The 25588-nt window shown below is 60.3% G+C and carries 22 protein-coding genes; 9 read left to right on the top strand and 13 right to left on the bottom strand.

Going from position 1 to position 25588, the window contains the following annotated elements; translation table 11 throughout:
* The first annotated feature begins 140 nt into the window (after positions 1 to 140).
* Together EJA70_RS14960 and EJA70_RS14955 are read left to right on the top strand one after the other, a co-directional pair.
* Positions 141 to 626, top strand: a complete 486-nt coding sequence (locus EJA70_RS14960) for a glutathione peroxidase (protein WP_008079897.1) — start codon at positions 141 to 143, stop codon at positions 624 to 626.
* Positions 623 to 1084 carry a MarR family winged helix-turn-helix transcriptional regulator gene (locus tag EJA70_RS14955; protein ID WP_158831701.1) on the top strand — a complete coding sequence of 154 codons (462 nt, stop codon included), beginning with the start codon at positions 623 to 625 and terminating at the stop codon, positions 1082 to 1084. Before EJA70_RS14960 ends, EJA70_RS14955 begins: the two co-directional genes overlap by 4 nt.
* Here EJA70_RS14955 and EJA70_RS14950 read toward each other — a convergent pair.
* Positions 1068 to 3389 carry a response regulator gene (locus EJA70_RS14950; RefSeq protein WP_158831703.1) on the bottom strand — a complete coding sequence of 774 codons (2322 nt, stop codon included), beginning with the start codon at positions 3387 to 3389 and terminating at the stop codon, positions 1068 to 1070. The genes EJA70_RS14955 and EJA70_RS14950 overlap by 17 nt on opposite strands.
* Positions 3390 to 3556: 167 nt before the next feature.
* Between EJA70_RS14950 and EJA70_RS14945 the strand changes: the two genes are divergently transcribed.
* Both EJA70_RS14945 and EJA70_RS14940 read left to right on the top strand, forming a co-directional pair.
* Positions 3557 to 4447 (top strand): ATP-binding protein, encoded by an 891-nt coding sequence (locus EJA70_RS14945; protein WP_158831699.1) that lies wholly within the window; start codon positions 3557 to 3559, stop codon positions 4445 to 4447.
* Positions 4444 to 4926 (top strand): GAF domain-containing protein, encoded by a 483-nt coding sequence (locus EJA70_RS14940; protein ID WP_158831697.1) that lies wholly within the window; start codon positions 4444 to 4446, stop codon positions 4924 to 4926. Before EJA70_RS14945 ends, EJA70_RS14940 begins: the two co-directional genes overlap by 4 nt.
* On the opposite strand, the gene EJA70_RS14935 is transcribed toward EJA70_RS14940, so the two are convergent.
* From EJA70_RS14935 to EJA70_RS14900, 8 genes are all read right to left on the bottom strand, one after another.
* A complete protein-coding gene (locus EJA70_RS14935; protein WP_158831695.1) occupies positions 4927 to 7884 on the bottom strand; it encodes an HD domain-containing phosphohydrolase in 2958 nt (985 codons plus the stop codon). It abuts the gene before it with no gap.
* A 47-nt stretch (positions 7885 to 7931) separates the two neighbouring features.
* Positions 7932 to 11576 carry a transporter substrate-binding domain-containing protein gene (locus EJA70_RS14930; RefSeq protein WP_158831693.1) on the bottom strand — a complete coding sequence of 1215 codons (3645 nt, stop codon included), beginning with the start codon at positions 11574 to 11576 and terminating at the stop codon, positions 7932 to 7934.
* A gap of 8 nt (positions 11577 to 11584) precedes the next feature.
* Positions 11585 to 12211, bottom strand: coding sequence for a response regulator transcription factor (locus EJA70_RS14925; protein ID WP_008079905.1), 627 nt, complete (start codon positions 12209 to 12211; stop codon positions 11585 to 11587).
* Positions 12212 to 12510: 299 nt separating this feature from the next.
* On the bottom strand, positions 12511 to 13839 hold the full coding sequence (locus tag EJA70_RS14920) for a deoxyguanosinetriphosphate triphosphohydrolase (RefSeq protein WP_158831691.1): 1329 nt from the start codon (positions 13837 to 13839) through the stop codon (positions 12511 to 12513).
* Between the two features lie 68 nt (positions 13840 to 13907).
* The gene (locus tag EJA70_RS14915; protein WP_158831689.1) at positions 13908 to 15071 is read right to left on the bottom strand and encodes an EAL domain-containing protein; all 1164 of its coding nucleotides are present in this window, start codon (positions 15069 to 15071) and stop codon (positions 13908 to 13910) included.
* 122 nt (positions 15072 to 15193) lie between these two features.
* Positions 15194 to 15532, bottom strand: a complete 339-nt coding sequence (locus EJA70_RS14910; protein WP_008079908.1) for a hypothetical protein — start codon at positions 15530 to 15532, stop codon at positions 15194 to 15196.
* Positions 15529 to 15915 (bottom strand): phage holin family protein, encoded by a 387-nt coding sequence (locus EJA70_RS14905; RefSeq protein ID WP_008079909.1) that lies wholly within the window; start codon positions 15913 to 15915, stop codon positions 15529 to 15531. The genes EJA70_RS14910 and EJA70_RS14905 overlap by 4 nt, the downstream gene beginning before the upstream one ends.
* 2 nt (positions 15916 to 15917) lie before the next feature.
* A complete protein-coding gene (locus tag EJA70_RS14900) occupies positions 15918 to 16232 on the bottom strand; it encodes a YqjD family protein (protein WP_008079910.1) in 315 nt (104 codons plus the stop codon).
* Between the two features lie 304 nt (positions 16233 to 16536).
* On the opposite strand from EJA70_RS14900, the gene EJA70_RS14895 reads away from it, so the two are divergent.
* Positions 16537 to 17745, top strand: a complete 1209-nt coding sequence (locus EJA70_RS14895; RefSeq protein ID WP_008079911.1) for an ammonium transporter — start codon at positions 16537 to 16539, stop codon at positions 17743 to 17745.
* Here EJA70_RS14895 and EJA70_RS14890 read toward each other — a convergent pair.
* Positions 17742 to 19454, bottom strand: coding sequence for a monovalent cation:proton antiporter-2 (CPA2) family protein (locus tag EJA70_RS14890; protein WP_158831687.1), 1713 nt, complete (start codon positions 19452 to 19454; stop codon positions 17742 to 17744). The two genes, EJA70_RS14895 and EJA70_RS14890, sit on opposite strands and share 4 nt — an antisense overlap.
* A 207-nt stretch (positions 19455 to 19661) precedes the next feature.
* Between EJA70_RS14890 and EJA70_RS14885 the strand changes: the two genes are divergently transcribed.
* From EJA70_RS14885 to EJA70_RS14870, 4 genes are all read left to right on the top strand, one after another.
* A complete protein-coding gene (locus tag EJA70_RS14885) occupies positions 19662 to 19898 on the top strand; it encodes a glutaredoxin family protein (protein WP_008079913.1) in 237 nt (78 codons plus the stop codon).
* A 162-nt stretch (positions 19899 to 20060) separates the two neighbouring features.
* Positions 20061 to 20378: a hypothetical protein gene (locus EJA70_RS14880; RefSeq protein WP_008079918.1), complete on the top strand. Its 318-nt coding sequence runs from the start codon at positions 20061 to 20063 to the stop codon at positions 20376 to 20378.
* A gap of 71 nt (positions 20379 to 20449) precedes the next feature.
* Positions 20450 to 21340, top strand: coding sequence for a pseudouridine synthase (locus EJA70_RS14875; protein WP_158831685.1), 891 nt, complete (start codon positions 20450 to 20452; stop codon positions 21338 to 21340).
* 209 nt (positions 21341 to 21549) lie between these two features.
* Complete coding sequence (locus EJA70_RS14870; RefSeq protein WP_008079920.1) at positions 21550 to 21858, top strand: hypothetical protein; 309 nt, start codon at positions 21550 to 21552, stop codon at positions 21856 to 21858.
* A 5-nt stretch (positions 21859 to 21863) separates the two neighbouring features.
* Here the strand turns inward: EJA70_RS14870 and greB are convergent, their stop codons facing one another.
* The 3 genes from greB to EJA70_RS14855 are packed head-to-tail and all read right to left on the bottom strand — an operon-like array spanning position 21864 to position 25583.
* Entirely contained in the window at positions 21864 to 22361 is a 498-nt protein-coding gene (gene greB / locus EJA70_RS14865) for a transcription elongation factor GreB (protein ID WP_008079921.1), read from the bottom strand.
* 34 nt (positions 22362 to 22395) lie between these two features.
* Complete coding sequence (locus EJA70_RS14860; protein ID WP_158831683.1) at positions 22396 to 24900, bottom strand: ABC transporter permease; 2505 nt, start codon at positions 24898 to 24900, stop codon at positions 22396 to 22398.
* Positions 24900 to 25583: an ABC transporter ATP-binding protein gene (locus EJA70_RS14855; protein ID WP_008079923.1), complete on the bottom strand. Its 684-nt coding sequence runs from the start codon at positions 25581 to 25583 to the stop codon at positions 24900 to 24902. Before EJA70_RS14855 ends, EJA70_RS14860 begins: the two co-directional genes overlap by 1 nt.
* Positions 25584 to 25588: the final 5 nt, after the last annotated feature.

Below are 25588 nucleotides of genomic sequence, written 5' to 3'. Positions count from 1 at the left end.
TGATGTTGTTTTTAAAGACAAGATCAACAGATCGCAGCCTTCGGCAGCTCCTACAGGGAGGATTTGATTAATTAAATTGCACACAATTTAATTGCTCGCTATGTTTGGCTTTTCCCGATTTTTACGCGGAGCACCACGCCATGAGCGACAACCTGCTGAACATCCCGTGCACCACCATCAAGGGTGAGCAAAAGACCCTGGCCGACTTCGCCGGCAAAGCGGTGCTGGTCGTCAACACCGCGAGCAAGTGCGGTTTCACCCCGCAATACAAAGGTCTTGAACAACTGTGGCAGACCTACAAGGATCAAGGCCTGGTGGTGCTGGGCTTTCCGTGCAATCAGTTCGGCAAGCAGGAGCCAGGTAACGAGGGCGCGATCAGTGAATTCTGCGAGCTGAATTTCGGCGTCAGCTTCCCGCTGTTCAAGAAAATCGACGTCAACGGTGCCGACGCGCATCCGCTGTTCGTGCAACTGAAAAAACGCGCACCGGGCGTGCTCGGCTCCCAGGGCATCAAGTGGAACTTCACCAAGTTCCTGATCGGCAAGGACGGCCAGTTGGTCAAGCGCTTCGCCCCGGCCACCAAGCCGCAGGACCTGAGCCGCGAGATCGAAGCCCTGCTCAAATGAACAGCCTGTCGGTCGATTCAATGAAGCTCGACAGCCAATTGTGCTTCAAGTTGTACGCCGCCTCCCGGGCGGTGATTCGTGCCTATAAGCCGATGCTCGATCAACTCGGCCTGACCTATCCGCAATACCTGGCGATGCTGGTGTTGTGGGAATGGCAGGACAGCGCGCCCGGGCAACCGACGGTCAAGGCCTTGGGCGAGCGGCTGGCGCTGGATTCCGGCACGCTGACGCCGCTGCTCAAGCGGCTGCAACAGTTGCAACTGGTGCAGCGTCAACGCTCTCTGCGTGATGAGCGAGAAGTGCATCTGAGCCTGACATCGGCGGGGCTTGCACTGCGCGAGCAGGTCGGGCCGCTCAAGGCTCGATTGCTGTGTGACAGCGGCGTCGATCTGGATCGGCTCAACGATTTGCGTAACGGCCTCGATCATCTGCTGGGGCAAATCAAAGCGCTGTCGTAGTCGGGATCCACAGATCGAGCAACGCCGCCAGTTCTTCACGGCGAAACGGTTTGGCCAAATAGTCGCTCATGCCGGCGGCCCGGCAACGCTCGCGCTCCTCGGACATGGCGTTGGCGGTCAGCGCGACAATCGGCAGATTCGGCCAGCGCCCGCTCTGGCGGATCTGCCGGCTGGCTTCGTAGCCGTCCATCACCGGCATATTGCAGTCCATCAGCACCAGGTCGAATTGGTGAAACTCCAGTTGATCCAGCGCTTCGGCACCGTGGGCTGCAACCACGACATCGCAGCCGAGTTTGCCGAGCATGCCTTTGGCGACCAGTTGATTGACCGGGTTGTCCTCGACCAGCAGCACCCGCCCGCGTCGCAGCGATGGCGAGGTTTCAAGGCGCGCGTCGTTGATCGTGGTGACGTCCGGTTGCAATGTTCTGCGCAAATTCTGATACAGCGCATTGCGCGCCAGCGGCCGCGCCTGTTGTTGCAACGGCGCGAGCGCTGCGGCTTCCTCGCTGGGCAGGAAGCTGCCGTAGGCCGTGACCAGCAGAATCGGCGCGCTCAGGGTCGGGCGCAGGCCGAACAGGCATTCCGGGCAGTCGGTGATCAGCACGTCCGGGGTCAGGCCGAGCAGCGAATCGTCAATCGTGCGCTGCTCATATTCCAGCCCCCACACCGGCAGCAAGCTCTTGAGCAATTCGGCCAGGCCACTGCTGCCGGCGGTAATGGCGAGGACTTTACCGTGCAGCGGCGCCGGCGCGACCGCGCGGGTATGGCAGGGCAGCGGCAGTTCGGCGCAAAACTGGCTGCCGAAACCTGTTTCGGAACTGATCGTCAGCCGCCCCTGCATGGCTTCGCAGAGGTTATAGGTCAGCGCCAGACCCAGCCCGGTGCCACCGTACTGACGGGTAATGCCGGCGCCGGCCTGAGTGAACGGCTGGAAGATTTTCACCTGGGCGTCCTGCGCGATGCCGATCCCGGTGTCGCAGACTTCGATACGCACGCCGTCCTTGATCGCTGACAAACGCACGTCGACTCGCCCGAAACGGGTGAATTTCAACGCGTTGGACAGCAGGTTGCTGACGATCTGCCGCACCCGGGTCGGATCGCCCAGCACCAACGCAGGAAATTGCGGATCGACCAGGCAGGTCAGTTCGACACTCGGCGCCGCGTTCTGCGACAGCAGATTGGCGGTGTCCTCGACCAGTGAGCCGAGATCGAATGGAATGTGCTCGAGCTCCAGTTGCCCGGCGTCGAATTTCGACAGGTCGAGAATATCGTTGAGCAATTCCACCAGCACTTTGCCCGAGTCATGGGCGATCGACAGTTGTTGCTGCTGCTCGGCATTCAACGGGCCATCCAGCGACAGCGCGATCATTCCCAGCAGGCCGTTGAGCGGCGTGCGGATCTCATGGCTCATGTTGGCCAGAAACGCCGAACGCGCTTCGGCCATGTCGAGCGCGGTGCTGCGCGCGACTTCCAGTTCCTGATTGGACTGGCTGAGCCGGGCATTGATGGCTTTCAGTTCGGCAGTCCGCGAGGACACGATGTTTTCCAGTTGGCCGAGATAGTCGGTCAGGCGGTTTTCGGCGTTGCGCCGTTGCTGGATTTCCGTGGCAATGTTTTCGAACTGTTGATTGGCGACCTTGACCAGCACGCCGATCTCGTCATTGGCGTGCCCGCCGGGGCATTCCAGCGTGGTCGGCTCGGCGCTGCGCGGGTCGCGCCCGCTGAGCTCGCGGATCACCCGCACCAGCGGCTTGGTCAGCATCACATAGAACAACGCGAGCAGAATGCCGGTGAGGATCAGGCTGCGGGCGAAACCGTTGAGCAGGGTGATTTCCGCACGGCGCAAAAAGCGACTGCCGAAAGCATACGTGTCGACTTCCAGGCTCAAGACACCCAGTGATTCGGCAGGCAAGTGATCGAGATAGAGGCGGTCCTCGAACTGGCGCTTGGCGCCGAACAGAAAATCGCTGATCACCCGATAGCCGCTTTGCAATTCCGGGCGTTTGACGCTGGCCAGCACGGTATTGTTGTTGTCGGTCAGTTGCGCGGAGATGATCGCCGGTGAGCGCAGCAGGCCGAGCGTGAGCTCCTGCGCCAGTTCAGCGTCGATGTTGTAGGCGATGCGTGACGCCGGATTGTGGCTGATTTCCAGCAAAGACAGGATTTCACGGTTGATGGAGGCGTCTTCGCTGGCATAATCGATGCCGATTTGCAGCAGGCTGAGCAGCGTGCCCAGAATGAACCCGACCAGCACAGTGAGCTTGGCTTGCTTGTATGACAGCCGGTGGGTGAATTTGATATCCATGGGGTGTTGAACCACTTCCGTTTCCTTTCGCTGCTCAAGCATAGTCGATCATGTAGGGCTACCGAGGTTCCCGAATCGCCTTGTAACAAGGCCTGAGGCGGTGGATTGAAGTCTGTGTGACGTCGCTGGATCGCCATCATCACTGTGAACGTGCCCGAGGAGAAGACGTGGATTCCCGATTGAATGCTTTTCTTGAACGTGCCGAGTCGGTCCTGGCGCGGATCGAACCGTTGTTGCCGGCAGCCCGTCCGGTGATCGACTGGGGCACTTGCCTGGCCGCACGCTGGCAGCGTGACGGCCGCAGCGGTTATCTGCTGCCGCTGGAAGTCAGCCTCGACATGCGCCTGTCTGACCTGATCGGCGTCGACCGTCAGCTCGAACAACTGGGCCGCAATACCCAGCAATTCCTCGACGGCATGCCGGCCAACCACGCCTTGCTGTGGGGCTCGCGCGGCACCGGTAAGTCCTCGCTGGTGCGCGCACTGCTGGCCGAGCACGCTGCGGCGGGCCTGCGCCTGATCGAGATCGAGCGCGATCACCTGGCAGACTTGCCGCGAGTGGTCGAGCAGATCGGCAAATTGCCGCAGCGCTTTGTGTTGTTCTGCGATGACCTGTCGTTTGAATCCGGCGAAGGCGATTACCGCGTATTGAAAAGCGTGCTTGATGGCTCGCTGGAACAGGCACCGGACAACGTCTTGTTGTACGCCACCTCGAACCGCCGCCACCTGGTGCCGGAGAAGGAAAGCGACAACGAAAACTGGAAACGCGTCGACGGCGAATTGCACCCCAGCGAAGCGGTGGAAGACAAAATCGCACTGTCGGATCGCTTTGGCCTGTGGCTGTCGTTCTACCCGTTTACTCAAGAACACTTCCTCGACGTTGTTGAACACTGGATCGGCCAGTTGGCTGCCAAAGCCAACCTGAGCTGGCAGCGCAACGAAGAGCTGGACATCCTCGCCGTGCGTTGGGCCACCGGCCGCGGCAATCGCAATGGACGTTGCGCGTACCAATTCGCCCGTTACTGGGTGGGACTGAAATTGTTGGAGCACAAGGCATGATTGATTTGCAACAAAGCGGCCAGGGCCTCGAAGGCTATGGCATGTTGGCCGCACAACTGGAATCGCTGCTGGCGGACGAACGCGATTTCATCGCCAACGCCGCGCAGTTTTCGGCGTTCCTGTTCAACCAGCTCGATGACCTGAACTGGGCGGGTTTCTACCTCAACCGCAACGAAGAACTGGTGCTCGGTCCGTTTCAGGGGCAGATCGCCTGTGTGCGCATTCCGTTCGGTCGTGGTGTGTGTGGCGCCGCTGCTGCAACCCTGCAAACGCAACGGGTTGAAGACGTTCACGCGTTTGCCGGCCATATCGCCTGCGACAGCGCGTCGAACAGCGAGCTGGTGGTGCCACTGGTCAAGGACGGTCGCCTGATCGGTGTACTCGACCTCGACAGCCCGAAGCTGGCGCGTTTCGGCGCCGACGACCAAGCCGGTATCGAGCAACTGGCCGCGATCTTCCTGCGCCTGACCGACTGCTGATCATCCTGAAAGGCCAGCCTTGCGTAGCAGGCTGGCCGGCTCCACCGCATCGATCTGCTGTGGATCGAGAAAGCGCGTGGCGTATTGCAGGTACACGCCTTCGTTGATGAACAGCCCGAACAGCTCGGCATCGATGTGCGCCTCATGGCTCATCGTCGCCATGATGTTCAACGCTTCGCTCAAGGACTTGGCCTTCTTGTACGGCCGATCCGCCGCCGTCAACGCTTCGAAAATATCGGCAATCGCCATCATCCGCGCCGGCAGGCTCATCTCTTCGCGCTTCAAGCGTTTTGGATAACCGCTGCCGTCCATTTTTTCGTGATGACCGCCGGCGATTTCGGCAACGCTGTCCAGGTGCCCGGGGAAGGGCAAATGGCTGAGCATCAGGATCGTCTGCACCATGTGGTGATTGATGATGTAGCGTTCTTCGCGCGTCAGCGTGCCGCGACTGATGCTCAGGTTATACAGCTCGCCACGATTGTATTTATAGCGCGGCACATCCAGTTTGAAACCCCATGGATTGTCTTCGGGAATCACCTCGCCGGGATCGCGTTCGAGCAAGTGCTCGGGCTTGTCCGTGAGGAGGTTTTCGCGGACCGGCAACGTCGGTGCCGGCGTGTGTGCCTGACGACGGTTTTCCTCCCATGACACACCCAGACGGTCGTCCAGGGTACGCATCCAGGTGCGTTGGGCCAGCTTATTGAGTCGCAGTAGATCGGCTTCGGCCATCGCCTCGCTGCCCAGATTGCAGCGCGCAACAAACGCGAAGTCTTCGTCCAGCGCCGTCAGCGTGGCGTCGCGCCGTTCGCTCAGTTGCGCCTCGTCACCGCCGCTGGCCAGCGCTTGCCAGTAGCTGACCCAGGCATCGCGCTTGAGCACCTCGAAACGGGTGCGGATCTCGTGGATGCGGTCGTTGATGGTTTCCAGTTTGGTGGCTTTGTCGACCACGTACTCCGGCGTCGTGACCTTGCCGCAATCGTGCAGCCACGCGGCGATATGCAGCGCCTCCCATTCATCCTCACTCGGCTGGTAAGCCTTGAACGCAGGGGCCTGACTGGCAGCAGCGGCTTGGGCAAGCATCAGCGTCAGTTCCGGCACTCGCTGGCAATGTCCGCCGGTGTAGGGGCTTTTGGCGTCGATGGCGCCGGCGAGCAGTTGAATGAATGCATCCAGTAACTGTTTCTGTTTGGCCTGCAAGCGCTGACTTTCAATACTGACGGCGGCGGCGCCGGACACCGCTTGCAAAAAGGCGATACGGTCAGGCAGCAGTTTTTCCAGATCGGCCGCGTTGCCGCTGTCGTTCACCAGCAGGACCAACAGGCCGATGGTTTCATTGTGTCGATTACGCAGGCGGATACCGATCAGGTGCACGCGCGGCGACGACATCGCCAGCAGGACTTTCTGCAGATCATCAGCCTGCTCGAACCCCAGGTTAGTCACGACATTGTCGGCACTGGCCAGTTGCTGAAACCACGCCGGGCCCTCAGGCGCTTGCAGGTCTCGGCCCGCAATGTCGAAGGGTTCAAGTGTTTGCTCGGTACCGTCAATCACCAGCCCGTAAGGCTCCATGCGATTGCCGTCACTTTCGCGCAAATAGATCAGCCCGGCCTGGGCCTGGGCGATCTGCACGGTTTCGAACAGCACCCGTTGCAGCAACGGCGCGAAGCGGGTCTCGGCGCACAGGCTGTCGGTAATGCGGAAGAAACTGGCCAGGGTGTCTTTCATTCGCGCCATCGACACACTCAACTGATCGACTTCAAGCACTGGCGAACGCCGCGCCAGCGGAAAGTTGAAATCGAAACTGCGGATCGCGTCGGCCTCTTTCACCAGCGCGCGCAGGGGTTTGACCAGCAGCCGTGAAATCAGCCAGCCCAGAGGCAGGCACAGCAACAAGGTCGCCAGCGTTATCAGCGCGCCTTGCCAGCGCATGCGGTAGGCATCGACCAGCAATTCGTCTTCCGGCACCAGCAGCGCCAGTTGCAAGCCCTTCGGCCCGCCTTCCTGCATGCTGCTGCGGGCGACGATCCATTGCCGACCGTCGGCCTGCAGGCGACGGCCCTGCTGGGCGCCGGACAGCAACGCATGCAGGCTGGGGCTCAGGTCAGTCACTTTGGCCAGCCGCGCGGTGCGGTCATCGACAATCAATCGGCTGCTGTCGGGGTAGGCAACGGCATTGCCATCAGCATCGAACAGGGCGATTTCTGTGGCCGGCGTCACCACGTGTTTGGTCAGGGTGGCGGACAGTGCTTCGAGTGTCAGGTCGGCGGCGATAACGGCGTTTTCGCCGCTGCGCCGGGCGAGGGTGGTGCCAACGTTGTGGGTCGAGAAAAACACGTAGGGTTCGGTGGTGATCTGCTCGGCTTGCTGGCGCGCACTTGTAAACCAGGCGCGACCGCGTGGATCGTAGGTGTCGTCGGGGTTGTCGAGACGGCTGATGGCGGTCAGTGACTGATCGAAGAACAGCGATTGCGAGTGCGCCTGGCCGTCGGGGTCATGCTCGATGCTCCAGACCTGATAAGCCGCTGCGTCCGGCGCCTTGAGCAGACTCTTCAGCGCGGCGGAGCGCAGTGGGCGCACCATGAAGAAATCGCCATTGGCGTAACCCAGATACAGCGAGGCCAGATCCGGGTTGTCGGTGAGCGACTGGCTGAACGGTTTGAGCAACGGCAGGCGCTGCTCAAGGTGCAACGCCTGAGTGGCCGGATTGTCCGCCAGCAGGCTCAACAGGTGGCGGATCGGTTGATAGGTGGCGTGCAGGTCGACCCGCACATCCTGTTCGATACGGTTGAACAGCTTTTCGCTGCTCGACAGGATGATCTGCGTGGTCTGCCGGTAATTGAACAGGCCGAGGATCACCCCGGTGAGCAACAACAGAAAGGTGAACATGACGCTGATGTGCACATGCAGAGGGAAACGGCGTTGTTCCGGGTGTCGTTCCGGGTGCAGTGGGCTGGGCATTTCGACGTCTCCATGATGTTTACTCACTGCTCAGCGCCCAAGCATAGTTAAGGCAAAGTCATTCTGCCTTGGTCGGTCAATGCCAATTGTTGCTGCAAGGCGTGCTCCAGTTCGAGCATCACTCGGGTGCTGGCCGCACACCGTCGGGCGATTTCGTCTTTGGCCAACGCTTGCGTACAGGCTTGCTCAAGGGCTTCGCAACTTTCGATCACGCGCGAGGCTTGAGCGATGCGCGCGGCGCCCTTGATCTTGTGGGCGACCAGGGCCAACGCCTGGCAATCATTGTGTGGCGACAGCGCGAGCAGCTCCTCCCGATCCAGGCGGCTGCTTTTCAACAGTTCGGCCAGCAGCCGTCGGCTCTGCTCGGGGTTGCCGCCGGTCAGCATATTCAGGCTTTGCAGATTGAACACAGCTGGCGCCGGTGCGGGTGTGACGTTGTCGACCCATTGACTCAATTGGCTCAGGCTCAAGGGTTTGAACAGGCAGTCGTCCATGCCCGCTTGTTTGCAGCGTTGGATTTCTTCGGGTTGCGCGTTGGCCGTGAAGCCCAGTACCACGCAGGGCGTGCGGCGGATCTGCAACTCATGTTGGCGAATCGCGCGGGTCAGTTCATAGCCGTTCATCAACGGCATGTTGCAGTCGACGATCACCAGATCAAATTGGCCATCCCTCCACAGATCGAGTCCGCTGCTGCCATTCTCGGCGACACTGAAGCGGTGGCCGAGGAACTCCAGTTGCTGGCACATCAACAGGCGATTCGCCGGGTGATCGTCGACCACCAGGACATTCAGGGGCGTCAGCGAAGTCTTGATGGCGGGCTCGGTCTTTCGCGTGCTGACTTCGGCCGGCAAGGTTTTCAGTGGTAATGAAACAGACACTTGGGTGCCGATGCCGGGATGGCTGCTCAGTTGCAGCTTGCCGCCCATCATCTCGCACAGGTTGCGACTGATCACCAGGCCCAGGCCGGCGCCGCTGCGGCTCTGTGGCCCGCTGTTTTCCGCTTGGGCAAAGGGTTCGAACAAACGCTGTTGGTCTTCGGCGCTGATGCCGACGCCACTGTCCTGAACGCTCAATTGCATGAGCGAGCGTGCCGGGTCGTCAGTGGTCATCAGGTCCAGGGTGATTCTGATCTGCCCCAGCTCGGTAAACTTGATCGCGTTGCTGATCAGATTCGACAGCACCTGCTTGAAACGCAAAGGGTCCAGATGTACGTCCACCGCCAGCTCCGGCGGATTGACGGCCAGGTGCAGTGAGAGGCTTTTCTGGCGGGCGAGGCCGTCGAAGATTCGCGTGACAGACGCCACCGTCTCCACCAGATTGACCCGCTCCGGGCACAGGCTCAGGCGTCCTGACTCGATTCGCGCGATGTCCAGAATGTCGCCGATCAGGCCCAGCAGATCCTTGGCCGAGTGGTAAGCGGTGTCGATCGAAGAACGGTCCGGATGCTGTTGATCCATGCGTTTGAGCGTCAGTTCGAGCATGCCGATCACGGCATTCATCGGTGTGCGGATCTCATGGCTCATCGTCGCCAGAAAAGTGCTCTTGGCGCGGTTGGCATCATCCGCACGCTCCTTGGCGGTGCGCAACTCTTCAAACAATTGGCGGCGTTCGCTGATGTCGATCCAGCCGCCGATGATGCCCTGCACGTCACCGCTGGAGTCGCGATACGGCAGGATCCAGTGATAGATCGTCAGGCGCCGGTTACCGATGTGCAGCGGTCGGTCGAGCACCAGCGGAATGCCCTCGGCCACCACGCGCTGGTAATCCGCCTGAAATGCCTGGGCTTCGAAGGCGTTGCTCAGGGTGCCATTCATCACGCTTTTGCCGATGACGTCTTCGCGTCTGGCATTGAAGGCTTCAAGGTAGCTGTCATTGCAGCTCTGCAGCAGGCCCTGGCGATCGCGAACGTAGATCGGATGCGGTGTGCCGTTGACCAGTGAGCGCATGAACTCGTATTGATCGTTGAGCGCGCGTTCAGCCGCCTGACGCTGTTTGATCTGTCGACGCATGTAGGCATTCCAGGCCAGCAACAGCAGCAAGAGCAGGCAGGCGCCGATGATCACTTGATAGAACAGGCGCTGATAGTTGCGCCAGGTGTTCTGCGAGGCGGTTGCATACCCGCGCCAACGCCCGTTGATCACCCCGAGTTCTTCAGGCGCGATGCTCAGCAAGGCTTTGTTGATGATCGAGCCCAGCTCGGTATTGTCGCGCGCTGTGGCCAGCGAAAAGGCTGCCTGACCGGTACCGATGGTGGTGGTGATTTGCAGTGCGCGTTCGAAAATGCGCGACGAGATGAAGTAATTGGCGATCACCAGCGAGTTCACTGCGCCGTCGACATGACCCTCGGCCAATAGCGAGACCGCGCTGAAGGTGTCTGCCGTTTCGATCAGGTGAATGCGCGGAAAGTCCCGGCGCAAGTATTCGACCATCGGATTGCCTTGCGCGATCGCCAGTTGCTTGCCTTTGAGCTGACCCAGATTGGTGGGGCTGTCGGCGCTTTTGCGGGTCAGCAAAACGTAGGAGTTTTCCAGGTAGGGGCGACTGAAACTCAGGGTTTCTTCGCGCTCGGCGGTTGGCAGCAGCGCGGCGATCAGGTCGGCCTGATGGTTGTCGATCAGTTTGACCATCTCGGCATCGTTGCGGCTGCGGCGGATCTCGAAACGCAGGCCGGTGCGCAGGCGGATCAGTTCGAGCAGGTCGGCGCTGATGCCGCGAAAATTACCGTCGCTGTCGAAGAAAGTCAGCGGTGCGTAGGCCTCGTTGACCACTACGCTGACCACTGGATGGCGTTTGATCCAGGTCTCTTCGCGCTGACTCAGTTGCAGCTTCTGGTCAGTGAGCAAAAGGTCGCTGCCGGCGCTCCAGCGTTTGGCAATATTTTCGCGTTCGTTGCGCGGAACCGCCTTGAGCACGGAATTGATGACGCCCAGCAACTGCGGATTATTGCGGCGTACGGCGAAACTGAAACCCTGGGCTTCCTGCTTGCCGAAGTTGGCCATGCGCACGTTGTTCAGGTAACCCTTGTTGATCATGTAATGCGTTGAGAGGGTGTCGCCGAGAAACACATCGGCCTGATCGAACGCGACGGCGTTGAGCGCATTCTGGTAGGACGGGTAGCAGGTGATCAGCGCCTTGGGATACAGCGCCTTGACCTCGGCCAGCGGCAGGTAGTGATAGACCATGCTCAGGCGCAAACCTGCCAGGCCTTCGCTCAGTGAGCGGGTTTCGCCTTCGCGGGTGACGAGCACAGGTTGATCGATGGCATAGGGTTCGGACAGTGCGAGGTTGGCGTTGCCGGCCTCGAAACCGTTGGCGGTACCGAGCATGTCCACTTGCCCGTCGACCAGCGCACGAATCGCCGCGTCCCGCGAGGGGAAGCGTTGAATGCGGATCGGCAGCCCGGTGGCGTTGCTCAGCAATCCCGCGTAATCGGCGGTCAGCCCCTCGTAATCACGGCCGCTGACGGTCATGTCAAAGGGCGGGTAGTCGGGGGCGGAGGTGCCCAGTATCAGTTCGCGACGAGTTTGCAGCCATTGGTGTTGCGATGGTTCCAGCGGCACCGATACGGGTTCGCTTGCCGAGCGACTGAGCAACGCATAGTGCGGCGACGTGGTAAATACGGCGAAGGCGCTGGTGCTCAGCAACAGACCGGCACTCAAGGCAATCAAATAGCGCGTTAAACGACTGGGCATGCTGGCTCTCACACGAGTGCGTTACGTTTGGCCATCTCGATAAGTTCTACAAGGGATTTGGCTTTGAGTTTTTGCATCAACCGTTTCTTGTAGGTGCTGACGGTCTTGTTACTCAGAAACATACCCTTGGCGATTTCCTTGTTGGTGCGCCCCTGGGCAAATAACTGCAATACCATAAGTTCACGGTCATTGACGGATTTGAACAGTTCCAGTTCGGCATAGCGGATGTCATCAGGACGAACCGGATTCAAAGCCTGGCTGGGGAAATAGTTGTAACCGGAAAGTACTGCCTTGATTGCACTGACCAGTTCACTCAAGTCCTCTTGTTTACAGACATACCCCGATGCACCGGACTGCATGCAACGAATGCCGAACAGGGTTGGGCATTGCGCAGTGAGAACCAGGGTTTTCAACGAAGAGCCCATGGCGTTGAACCGGGCGAGGACTTCGAGGCCATCGAGCTTGGGAATGCTGATGTCGAGAATGATCAGGTCGGGCAGGCATTCGCGCACCATTTGCATGGCATCGACCCCATTATCGGTTTCGCCGACGACCTTGTAGCCTTCATGTTCCAGCAGCATTCGAACAGCAAGACGGATGACCGGGTGATCGTCGACAATAAAAACGGAGTTCATAATCAAATCCCATACAAGCACGAATAAAGCGCGCACCTTAGCTCAGATGTATGAGCGCTCGTATGAGTGGGTATGGCTCAAGGTGCGTTATCGGATTATTCCTACAATTAATGAGGAAGAGGACTACGGGGGATTAGGTCTGATGTAAGGAAGTGCAGGTTTTTTTAATTATTTTTGAGTGTTGGCGTCGTTGCGAGAGTTTGACTTCGATGAGCCTGTGAAGTGTGTTTAATGTTATTGCTACAGGCGCTTTTTATTTGTTCACCCAACCGGCCACAAGGCCGGTTGAGTGCCAGAGGTCAATGACTGGAACGTCCGGTCATTTCCAGCGCCATGTCGCTGGCATAGCTGTCGGTCATGCCGGCGATAAAGTCGATCATGCGCAGAAACGAGGCGTGTAACGAACCCTGTGGATCAGGGGCGTTATTGCCCAGCAAATCGAGGATGCGCCGACTTTTGAACGACGGCGTACGCCCATTGTGTTGTTCCAGCGCGGCACCACAGAACGAATTGAGCAGAATTTCCAGCGTCGTGTAAGCGCCGATTTCGTGCAGGGTTTTGCGCTTGTCCTGAAAGATCTTCTTGCGGGCGATGTCCTTGGCGTTCAATACACAACGCTTGGCCGGGCCGTGCATGTGCTCCACCAGATCGCCGTGCAGCGTGCCGGCAAGCAAGGCATCCTGCTGTTCGACGAAGGCGCGCGCCGCCGCGTTGGTCAGGTGCTCGATGGCCTTGCCGCGCAGAATCGCCAGTTTGCGCCGCCGTGAATCCTGAGGGCCGAGCTGGCGGTAGGTTTCCGGCAGATCGTCGCCCACCAGGCCGAGCAGCAGCGATTCGACTTCGGCGTAGTCCAGCAACTCCATTTCGAGGCCGTCTTCGAGGTCGATCAGTGCATAGCAGATGTCGTCAGCCGCCTCCATCAGGTACACCAGCGGATGGCGCGCCCAGCGCTGGTCTTCGATTTGCGGCAGGCCGAGTTTGTGGGCGATCTGCTCAAGCAGCGGCAATTCGCTCTGATAGCAGCCGAACTTGTGTTTCTTGTAGCCGAGGGAGTCGGCGTGGCGCGCGGTCCACGGGTATTTGAGGTAAGTGCCGAGGGTGGCGTAGGTCAGTCGCGTACCGCCGTCGAACTGGTGATACTCCAGTTGCGTGAGCACGCGGAATCCCTGGGCGTTGCCTTCGAAATTGAGGAAGTCACCGCGCTCGGCTTCGCTCATGCCGTCCAGCCAGCCGCGCCCGGCAGCTTGTTGAAACCAATGGCGGATCGCATCTTCGCCGGAATGGCCGAACGGCGGATTGCCGATGTCGTGGGCCAGGCAAGCCGATTGCACGACCATGCCCAGATCGGCCGGATCGCACCATTCGGGCAGGGCGCTGCGCAGGGTTTCACCGACACGCATGCCCAGCGAACGGCCGACGCAACTGACTTCCAGTGAGTGGGTCAGGCGCGTGTGGATGTGATCGTTACTGGTGACCGGGTGTACTTGGGTCTTGCGTCCCAGGCGCCGAAACGCACCGGAAAAAATGATGCGGTCATGGTCTTTGTGAAAAGGGCTGCGGCCAAGTTCTTGCGGGCTGTGCAGTGGCTTTCCGAGGCGTTCGCGGTTGAGCAGGGTCTGCCAATCCAAGGCTGATTCTCTCCGTCTGGTGACTGATGCCCTAGCTTCCCGGTTCAGCCCTGTACCTGCAAGCGGAACTACAGGCCGGCCGCATCAATATCGATCAGCAGTAACCGTTCGCCATTATCGAAAAACTGTCCGGCCGTGAGGCAATACTGATTGCTGGTGGCATCGCGGTAGGTGTTCGACAGCGTCAGGCGGCGTTCTTCCCAGCCTTCGGCGAGCAGATGATAGAAGTACGGGCGCCACGACCAGTTGTGCCCCAGATAACGGTTGTCGGCGACCCAGCCGTTCTGCCGCCATTCCAGGTTCGGCGTCAGTTGCGTGCCGTGCCGGTCGCATTGATAAAAACGCAGCAGCCATGGAAACGCATCCAGTTGCGGCAATGCACTCAAGGGGGCGCGGGCCTGAGCCCAGGCTTGCAGAATCGCCATCAGCTCGCCGAGTTGCTGGCGCATCTGCATCAGTCGCCCGCGTTCGGTGAGTTTTTGCCGGACATAACGTTGGCGCAGCTCAGCGAAGCGTTGGACGAAAGCATCGGCGGCGAAGAAATCTTGCTGGGCGCGTGCGAACAGAAAACCCTGCACATAACGTGAACCGCACTCCAACGCAAAATTCAGTTGTGCTTCGGTCTCGACGCCTTCGGCAATGATCCAGCAGCCGGTCTTCTCGGCCATCTGCGCAAGCGCTTTGACCACGTCACTGCTGGGCCCGCCCAACGCGGCAGCCTGGAACAGGCGCATATCGAGTTTGAGGATATCCGGCTGCAGCGCCAGCACGCGATCAAGCTGCGAATAGCCGGCGCCAAAATCATCAATCGCGATTCTCGCTCCCGCCTGACGATAACGCGCGACCACTTCGGCCAGGCGCTGACCATTGCCGCCCAGTTCGGTGATTTCGAAAACGATGCGTTGTGGATCGACATCATGCCGGGCCAGTTGCTTGAGGCTCGGCAGGGCCTGATCGGGACGCAGACGACTGATCCAGCGTGGCGACATGTTCAGGCTGAGAAACCAGTCGGCCGGCGCTTCATGCAGACGGCTCAAGGCGTTGTCACGGATTTGCCGGTCGAGGCGGCGCAAGGCGACGGCCGGCGTGCGCGGGTCGGCGAAAAGCGGCCCGACAGAATTCAGTTGACCATCAGCCTGACGCAGGCGACCCAATGCTTCAACGCCTGCGATGCGTCCGGTGGCGGTGTCGATGAAAGGCTGAAAGCAGGCGAGCGGTTGCCCGTCGATCACGGGGCCTCCTTAGTCGTTCTTGTTCTGGTGAACCCTGTCGACCGGGTAGGCAGGCAGGATTGAACCTCTGGATAAGAGGTTCATCCCGTCGGTATTGCAAGAATGTAGCCAGATGCGTCAGCTCAACGCTTGCCCGAGTTCTGCATGACCAGTTTGATCAATGGTCCCAGGCTGGTGCCGAGGCGGATCAGCCGGGTCAGACCACCGGCGCCGCCGCTTTTCGCGCCTTTGCCCGTGATGAACCCCAGCAGCGTCACCGCCGCCACGCCCCACAGCGGCGCGTGCTTGATGCCGAAGCCGCCCTGCAGGTTCTGCGACATCCCGCGCATACGCTGCAACGGTTGCAGCACTTGCGCGGTTTCGTGGCGGATTTCCTGACGGTGCATTTCCATGCGCAGACGGATCAATGCCTTGCGCATTTCCCGGCGCGAACCGTTGTGTGGAAGTTGAGGCAGGCTCATGGCAACAGGCGCTCCCGGTCGTTGGCCAGCTCTTCGAGCGTGCCGTGGAAGGGTGAGGACTCATCGAAAATCGCTGCCTTGAGGCGCAGCCCACAGAAGATCGAGGCCAAGGTATAGAACACGCAAAGGCCAATGATCGCGGCAAGGCGATAGGTGTCCCAGAAGATGATCATCACCAAAGTCGATAAGCCCACCAGCAACAACAGGGCAAAGACCAAGGCCAGGCCTGCGAACAGCAACAGGCTGACCGTACGGGATTTCTGCTCCTGCAATTCGATGCCGAACAGTTCGACATGGCTGTGCAGCAAACCCAGAACAGCGGCGCCCAGGCGCCGCGTGGAGGAGGCGGTGCCCGCAGTCGGGCCGGATTCACCGATCGACATAATCAGCGCCGAGTGGCCAGCAGGCCGATCAGGAAACCGACACCGGCAGCGATGCCGACCGATTGCCAAGGGTTGGCCGACACATAATCTTCAGTGGCAGTCACGGCCGCCTGACCGCGTTCGCGAACAGTCTCTTCGGTCAGCTTCAGGGTCTCGCGCGCGCGCAGCAGGCTGTCGTGGATCTGCTCGCGCAGTTCATCTGCCTGATCGCCGGCCAGGGTGGCGGTGTGCTCGAGCAACCGTTCGGTGTCGGCGACCAAAGTCTGGAAGTCGTTCATGAGGATTTCTTGAGCAGTCTTTGCCTTGATGCTGGCCATGGGTGGATCTCCGTAAGTGGCGTCTGAAGCGTTCGAGTATGAGCCTTGCGCGAAGGTTCAGTACAAATGACTGGTACAACTTTTGCTGTGTCGTGGTGCGTCGCCCGGCCGCTGTGCGCTGTTGCCGGGCGTGCATGCTTGAAAACCTTAACTCAAATAATCCCGGTACGTGTCAGGACATCGACCTCGTGCGCCAAAGCAGTTCACTGTGCATTCGATTCAGTGACTCGGCGGTCGCAACTTGGTGCATGAAATGCCCGAACGAACCGCTTTGGTGCCTTTTCGCCTTTAGGTCTGCCTGCTTATGGAAAATCTGCAAAGCGCTGTGGACACCCTGGTGCACAGCTCCAACACGTTGTTCATTCTGATCGGTGCGGTGATGGTGCTGGCGATGCACGCCGGTTTCGCCTTTCTGGAAGTCGGTACGGTCCGGCAGAAAAACCAGGTCAACGCCCTGTCGAAAATCCTCAGCGATTTCGCTGTCTCGACCCTGGCCTATTTCTTTATAGGCTATTGGATCTCCTACGGTGTGACCTTCATGCAACCGGCGGCGGTGCTGAACGCCGATCACGGTTATGGCTTGGTGAAGTTCTTCTTCCTGCTGACGTTCGCGGCGGCGATCCCGGCCATTATTTCCGGGGGCATCGCCGAGCGTGCGCGCTTCGTTCCGCAGTTGTGTGCGACGGCGCTGATCGTGGCGTTTATTTATCCGTTTTTTGAAGGAATGATCTGGAACGGCAACTATGGCCTGCAAGCCTGGTTGGCGGCGCAGTTCGGCGCGCCGTTCCATGACTTCGCCGGTTCCGTGGTGGTGCACGCCATGGGCGGCTGGCTGGCGCTGGCGGCGGTGCTGCTGCTCGGCCCGCGCAACGGGCGTTATCGCGATGGACGATTGGTGGCTTTCGCGCCGTCGAGCATTCCGTTTCTGGCGCTGGGCTCGTGGATTCTGATTGTCGGCTGGTTCGGCTTCAACGTGATGAGCGCGCAGACGTTGCAAGGCGTCAGCGGCCTGGTCGCGGTCAACTCGTTGATGGCGATGGTCGGCGGCACCATGGCGGCATTGATCGTCGGGCGTAACGACCCGGGCTTCCTGCACAACGGCCCGTTGGCCGGGCTGGTGGCGATCTGCGCCGGTTCGGACTTGATGCACCCGGTGGGCGCGTTGGTCACCGGCGCGATTGCTGGCGCGCTGTTTGTCTGGTGCTTCACCGCCGCGCAAGTGAAATGGCGCATCGATGACGTGCTCGGCGTGTGGCCATTGCACGGTTTGTGCGGCGTGTGGGGCGGGATCGCCTGCGGCATCTTCGGCCAGAGCGCGCTCGGTGGCCTGGGCGGCGTCAGCCTGATCAGCCAGTTGCTCGGCAGCGCGCTCGGCGTCGCGGTGGCGCTGATCGGTGGCTTCGTCGTGTACGGCGCGATCAAGGCGCTGCATGGGCTGCGCCTCAGTCAGGAACAAGAGTATTACGGCGCCGATCTGTCGCTGCACAAGATCGGCGCGGTGAGTCAGGACTAAGTTTCTTCATCGTCGGCTCCGGGATAAAAGCCGTGCAGGAGGCGATAGCGGTCGATGCGCACCTGATCGACTTGCTCCTGCACCTGATGCGCCGGCAGGCCGAGCATGATCAACGCATGCGAGGCGAGCATCAGGCTCGATTCCAGTAATTCCGGCACCACTTCGCTGGCCCCGGCGGCTTTCAGTTCGCTCCATTGGCTGTCGTCGCGGGTGCGCACCAGAATCGGTATGTGCGTGTTGAGTCGCCGCGCTTCCTTGAGGATGCGCAGGGCGACATCGCTTTGATCGACGGCGATCACCAGTAGGCGGGCGCGCAACAAACCGACGGCGGTGAGCAGATCGCCGCGCGCGGAGTCGCCGTAATGCACGTCACTCTCGCCAGAGGCGGCTTCTTGAACACGCACCGGATCGTTGTCCAGCGCGATATAGGCTTGCCTGGCGTTGCGCATGAAGCGGCCAATGGACTGGCCAACACGACCATAACCACAGATCACTACGTGCTGCTCGAGGTCGGCGTTGAGTGCGCTGATCTCTTCGATCTGTGCTTCCTCATTGGGCTTGCGATGCAGGGCAGCAGCGATGCGTGGCGCCGCGCGCAACAACAGCGGCGTCAGCAACATCGAGCAGAATGTCGCCGCCAGTAGCAAGGCGCCGAGCCTTGCCGGCAGCAGGCTGTTTTGTTGCATCTGCGCCATCAGCGCGAAGCAGAACTCGCCGCCCTGAGCCAAGGCCAGCCCGCTGCGCCACGCGGTTTCGCTGTCACTGCCGCGCCACCTCACCAGCAGCGCGACGACGATGCCTTTGATTACCATCAAACCGACGGTAAGCCCGAGAATCAGCACGCCGTCACTGACAAACAACTGCAGGTCGATCAGCATGCCGATGCTGACGAAAAACACCCCGAGCAAGATGTCGCGGAACGGCCGGATGTCGGCCTCGATCTGATGCCGGTAGTGGCTTTCGCCGAGCAACATGCCGGCGAGAAAGGCGCCGAGCGCAGGGGACAGGCCGAGCAAGTGCGTCAGCCACGCCGTCAGCAGCACAATCACCAGCGCCAGCAGCACGAACAGTTCCGCCGAGCGCGAAGCCGCCACCTCATGGAACAGCCGTGGCAGCAACCAGCGGCTGGCGAGCAGCAGGCCGACAAACAGCACCACGGTTTTCGCCAGCGTCAGTGGCAGCGCCCAATACCAGGCCTGCGTGCCGCTCCCGGCGAACACCGGCACCAGCGTCAGCAGCAACACCGCCACCACGTCCTGAAACAGCAGCACGCCGATCGCGTTCTGACCGTGGCTGCTGAACACTTCGCCGAGGCTGCCCAATTCTTTGGTGACAATCGCCGTGGAAGACAATGACAGCCCGGCGCCGAGCAACAGTGCGGGCGTCAACGGCATGCCCAGCAACATCAGCAGTGAACCGAGCAGCGCCGTACTGATCAGCACCTGCTGACTGCCGAGCCGGAACACCACTTGGCGCAACGCAATCATCTTCGACAGGGAGAATTCCAGCCCGAGCGAAAACAACAGGAACACCACGCCCAGTTCAGCCACGTCAGGCAGGTGCTCACTTTCGTTCACCCAGTCGAATGCGCTCGGCCCGACCAGCAGCCCCACACACAGGTAACCCAGCACCGGTGGCAAGCGCAGGCGACGGAACAGGGCAATCACCACGAGGGACGAGGCGAGGATGATCAACAGATTGGCAAACACTGGACACTCCGATGTCAGGCTCTGGCTGTTCAAGCGTAGAGGCAAAAAGACCGGGAGGATCGCGTAATTGGTTTTTCGCTGGACTGATGTGCGTCAGGGTTTTGCGCACAAGCCGTGTCGGCGCGCGCAAGCCTTTAAGCGGCGGTGGGTCGACGGGTTTTGCGCTGCGGCCTAGAATAGGCGCACTCTTTTTGTGGTCGAGCGATCATGCCTCCTGAATGTCAGCTGTTCGGCACCCTCGGATGCCATTTGTGCGAATTGGCCGAAGCCGAGCTGATGCCTTTTGTCGAGCACGGTCTGCTGGTGGAACTGGTGGATATTGCTGACGATGAGTCGTGGTTCGAGGCTTATAGTCTGCGCATTCCGCTGTTGCGCCGCGTCGACACCGGTGCCGAACTGGGCTGGCCGTTCAATGCCGATCAGGTGGTGGCGTTCCTTCGTTAAGCGTTTTTTTGCCACATCCCGCCGGTCGCGGCGGCGCATCCATTCCTTGGCACTTTGCGGATTATTCGGTTACTGTATGTTCATACAGTAATTGGGTAGGCCTGCAGCATCCTGGTTTTTTGCAGGGTGGAGCAGGTGAGCCGGACGTCAGAGGGATGAACCGTGGTCAATGTCGAACAATTGAAGAACAGCGTAAACCGGATGTCGGTTGACGTGGTGCGCGAGGCCGTCACCGAATTGCGTCTCGACGGCTTGGTCACGGAAGGCAAGACGCCCTTCAGTAAAGTCCATTTCAATACGTGTTTTGCCGAGATCGAGGCGCTGTTTCAGCGTGCCGGTTATCACAAGCAACTCGACGTCGTCGGTTATCAAGGATTGCTCTACGCCTTGTATGACCCGGGTCGTTGGGAGGCGGTCGAGGTGTTGCGCTGGCTCAAGGAATTCACTGAGGCGGCGGCGCTCAAGTCGATTCCGGCCTGAGGATTCTGCGCTAGGTTCGTTTCCCCCAGTGTTGGATAATGCCAGCCTGCATTGAGGGTTAGAGTTTTCGTATGTCCACATCTACATTTTCCGCGGCACACAATCAGGCCAGCACCCTGTATCTGCCACCGGGCTCCTGGCAGACAGTGCTTGATTGCCTGTGCGAGCACTTCCGGGCCATCAGCCGCGAGCAGTGGCTGGATCGTATCGCTCGTGGTCGCGTGCTGGACGGCAATGGTCAGCCGATCACGGTGGATCTGCCGTACAAGGAAGGCCTGCGCATTCACTACTTCCGTGAAGTGCCGGACGAGAAACCGATTCCGGTGGTCGAGTCGATTCTTTATGCCGATGAGCATCTGGTGGTCGCGGACAAACCGCATTTCCTGCCGGTGACGCCGGCCGGCGAGTACGTCGAACAGACGTTGCTGCGCCGTTTGATCCGGCGTCTGGACAATCCACATTTGGTGCCGTTGCACCGCATCGACCGGCACACCGCCGGGCTGGTGATCTTTTCGGCCAATCCGCAAACCCGTTCGGCGTATCAGTCACTGTTCCCGACCCGGCAGATCGACAAGCGCTACGAGGCGATCGCGCCTGCACTGCCTGATCTGAATTTTCCTTTGGTACACAAGAGCCGCCTGGTCGATGGCGAACCGTTTTTCCGCATGCAGGAAGGGCCGGGCGTCAGTAATACCGAAACCGCCGTGGAAGTTCGCGAGAAAAATGGCGACCTGTGGCGCTATGGCTTGTACCCGGTCACCGGTAAAAAGCATCAACTGCGTGTGCACATGACGGCGTTGGGCGCGAGCATTTGCAACGACCCGTTTTACCCGGACGTGTTGAGAGACGTTGAGGATGATTACGCCAATCCGCTGAAACTGTTGGCGCAGGGCCTGCGCTTCATTGATCCAGTCACTGGCGAGGCGCGTGAATTCGAAAGCCGTATCACCTTGCAGTGGTGACAGCGCTTATAGCTTCTGATTCTTGACACTGTACGGTCACGTTATCTAGCATGTGGTCATGCGCCGATTTAAACAGCTACTTGCGGGGCGCCAGGTGACTCAATCAGTTGCCGTCAGAAGCCGGAACAGGGCTTCGAAATACCGCTAAAGCGCTGGTTCGGTGTTGCCTCTCACCTGCCATGCAGACTTTTGAGGCAGAGACACGACCAATGAATGCACTACGCCCTCCTGCACGTCCCGCGCCGATCACTGCGCATATCACTCAACGCAACCCGAAAATCCTGCTTGGCGGCAAACATCAGCCGACGCTGTTGCGTTATCTCGATGGCTGGCCACGTCGCAGTGGCGGCCCTGCCGCGTTCCTGATCCAGTTCGTTGAAGACGGCGAGTCACTGGCGCGGTTTGCCAGTGACAGCTTTGATCTGGCGGTGATTCAGGCGCCAAGCACGGAAGATGCCCCGGAAATGATCAAGCAGCTGACCCGCGTGGCGCGGCAAGGTCTGATCACCCGCCGCTGACGGTGTCAGAGGTATTCGATTGCGACGATGTAGACGAATTGCTCGCCAGTCGGCGTCTGCACCCGTACTTCAGCGTCCAGCGCCTTGCCGATCAAGGCGCGGGCCAGCGGTGAATCGATGCTGATCAAACCCAGTTTAAGATCCAGTTCATCGGGGCCGACGATGCGGTAGCGCGATTGCTTGCCGTCTTCGTCCTCGATGGTCACCCAGGCGCCGAAGTAGACCTTGTTCGGATCGCTGGGCTTTTCGCTGACCACCTTGAGCGCTTCCAGACGTTTGGTCAGAAAGCGCACGCGGCTGTCGATCTCGCGCAGCATCTTTTTGCCGTAGGTGTATTCGGCGTTTTCCGAACGGTCACCTTGCGCTGCAGCCTCGCTGACCGATTGCGTGACCTGCGGGCGACGCACATGCCACAGCTCATGGAATTCGGCACGCATCCGCGCTTCACCTTCAGGGGTGATCAGCGCGGTGCCGGCGGTACGGGGAGGGCGATAACGGCTCATGGCAACTTCTTGTGATTAAGACCGCTGGAGTCTATCAACCCTCGCGCAACACTGTCAGTGGACTTGCATTGAGCGCCCGACGCGTACCGAATACGCCCGCACCACCGATCAGTACAGCGCCAATCAATGGCAGCACCAGCAACCAGGGATGCGGATGCCATGGCAAGTCGAAGGCGTAGCGATAGAGCACCAGACTGACCACTTCCGAGCCAATGGCTGCGAGCAAACCGCTGACTGCGCCGAGCAAACCAAACTCGATACGCCGCGCCTTGATCAGCAATTGCCGCTCGGCGCCCAGCGCACGCAGCAACGCGCCTTGGCGGATGCGCTCATCCAGCGTCGCTTGCAGGCCAGAGAACAGCACCGCCATTCCCGCCGCCAGCACAAACAACAACACATATTCCACGGCCAGGGTGACCTGGGCGAGGATGCTGCGCAGTTGTTCGAGCAGGGCTTCGACCTGGAGAATGGTCACGGCCGGGAATGCGCGCGACAGCTCGACAATCTGTTGGTCGTGACCGGGCGCCAGGTAGAAGCTGGTCAGGTAGGTCGCCGGCAGGTCCTTGAGGGTGCCGGGCTGGAAGATCATGAAGAAGTTCGGCTGGAAGTTATCCCAGTTGATCTCGCGCAGGCTGGTGACCCTCGCTTCACGATTGACCCCGCCGACGCTGAACACCATGTGGTCGCCGAGTTTCAGTTTCAGGCTCTCGGCGACTTTGCCTTCGACCGAGACACCCGGAACGTCGTCTACTGGTTGTTCGCTCCACCACGTGCCCGCCGTCAGTTTGTTGCCCGCTGGCAAATCGGCGGCCCAGGTCAGGCTCAGGTCGCGTTGTACTGCACGGTCGCCAGCGGAATCCTTGCTGACGATTTGCTGCACCGCTTCACCATTGATGCTGATCAATCGCCCCGGCACCACCGGATACAACGGCGCCGCCTGAGCCGACACGTTGACAAGGTGATCAGTGAAGGCCTGTTTGTCTGCGGGCAGAATGTTCAGGGCGAAATAGTTGGGCGCGTTTTTCGGCAACTGGTTTTGCCAGGTGTCGAGCAGTTCGCCGCGCAGCAGGGCGATCAAGGCCATCGACAACAGGATCAGGCCGAATGCCAGCGATTGGCCCGCCGCGGCCAATGGATGACGCAGCAACTGACCCAAGCCCAGCCGCCATGGCAACGAAGCGCGGGCGAGCATTCGCCGCAGGCTATTGAGCAGCAACAGCAGCAAGCCGCCGAGCACCAGCGCGGCGATCACGCCACCGCCAAGCAAGGCGAACGTCAGCAGCAGATCCAGGCTCAGGCGCCACATGATCAAACCGAGTGCACCGAGTGCCGCCCCGTAAACCATCCAGGTGCTCGACGGGATCGGCAACATGTCGCGACGCAAAACCCGCAGCGGCGGCACACGACCCAACGCTGCCAAAGGCGGCAAAGCAAATCCGGCCAGTGCGACCAGCCCGGTGCCGATCCCGGCGATCGCCGGGAACAGACCGCCCGCTGGAACGTCGCTTGGCAACAGATCATGCAGCAGGGCAAACAGGCCCAATTGCGCCAGCCAGCCGAGCAGCGCACCGCTAAGGGCAGCGAGCAAACCGAGTACCGTCAGTTGAATGCTGAACAGCAGCATGGTTTCCCGCCGCGACAATCCCAGGCAACGCAGTAGCGCACTGGCATCAAAACGGCGGCTGGCAAAACGGTTCGCCGACAACGCTACCGCTACACCGGCCAACAACACAGCGACCAGACTGGCCATGTTCAGATAACGTTCGGCCTTGCCCAGCGCACCGCCAATCTGCCGGTTGCCATCGCGGGCATCCTGAATCCGCTGGTTGGCTGCAAGGCCTGGTTTGATCAGCTGCCGATAGGTTTCCAGCGCCTGCGGTTCGCCGCGCCACAGTTCGCGGTAACTCACGCGGCTACCGGGTTGCACCACGCCAGTGGCGGCGAGGTCGTCGAGGTTGATCATCACCCGCGGTGTCAGGCTGTAGAAGTTGCCGGCGCGATCCGGCTCGTAAGTCAGCACGCGGGCCAGCGTCAGTGTCTTCATGCCGACATCGATGCTGTCGCCGATCTTCAGATCGAGCGCCGTCAGCAGGCGCGCTTCGACCCACGCTTCGCCGGGTTGCGGCTCGCCGCCAACGTCTTCCGCAGCAAAGGGCGCCGGGGCGCTTTTAAGTTCGCCGCGCAACGGATAGGTGCGGTCGACGGCTTTGATGCTCGACAACTGAATACCATTGTCAGTGGCAATGACGCTGGAGAACTCCACCACCTGTGCATGCTGCAGGCGCAACTCGGTGCCGCTCTTGATTTGTTCTTCGCGGGTCGGCGAGCTGCCTTCAAGGACCAGATCGGCGCCGAGAAACTCAGTGGCGCGCAACATCATCGCGCCGTTGAGGCGGGCGCCGAAGTAACCGATGGCGGTACTCGCCGCCACCGCCACGACCAACGCGAAGAACAACACCCGCAATTCCCCGGCGCGGGCATCGCGCAGCAGTTGGCGAATGGCGAGACTGAACAGACGCAACAGCGGCAGGCGTGCCATCAAGGCTCCAGAGGGGCGACCAACAGCCCGGCTTCAAGACGGATCAGGCGCCGGCAGCGATGGGCCAGGCGTTCGTCGTGGGTCACCAGCACCAGGGTGGTGCCGCGTTCCTTGTTCAATTCGAAGAGCAAGTCGCTGATGCGCTCGCCGGTGTGGCTGTCGAGGTTGCCGGTGGGCTCATCCGCAAACAGCACATCGGGCTCGGCGGCAAAGGCGCGGGCAATTGCCACGCGTTGCTGTTCGCCACCGGAGAGCTGACGCGGCGAGTGCGTCAGGCGCTGGCCGAGGCCGACGCGCTGAAGCAGTTCCGTCGCACGCTCGCGCGCGTCTTTGCGGCCATCAAGCTCCAGCGGCAGCATGACGTTTTCCAGCGCATTGAGGCTGTCGAGCAGTTGAAACGATTGAAAGACGAAACCGACGTGCTCGGCACGAATGCGCGCGCGCTGGTCTTCATCGAGATTGCTCAGGCTCTGTCCGGCGAGGATGACTTCGCCACTGCTCGGCAGGTCGAGGCCGGCGAGCAGGCCGAGGAGGGTGGATTTGCCGGAACCGGACGCGCCTACAATGGCCAGGCTGTCGCCCTTGTTCAGTTCCAGGCTGAGTTCGTGCAGGATAGTCAGTTCACCTTCCGCGCTGGGAACCACTTTGCTGAGGTTCTTCGCGGTGAGAATGCTTGCGCCCATGGAGA

This window comes from Pseudomonas sp. PB103, from assembly GCF_009764635.1.
Taxonomy (GTDB): Bacteria; Pseudomonadota; Gammaproteobacteria; order Pseudomonadales; family Pseudomonadaceae; genus Aquipseudomonas.
This window is presented reverse-complemented; position numbering and strand designations above follow the sequence as displayed.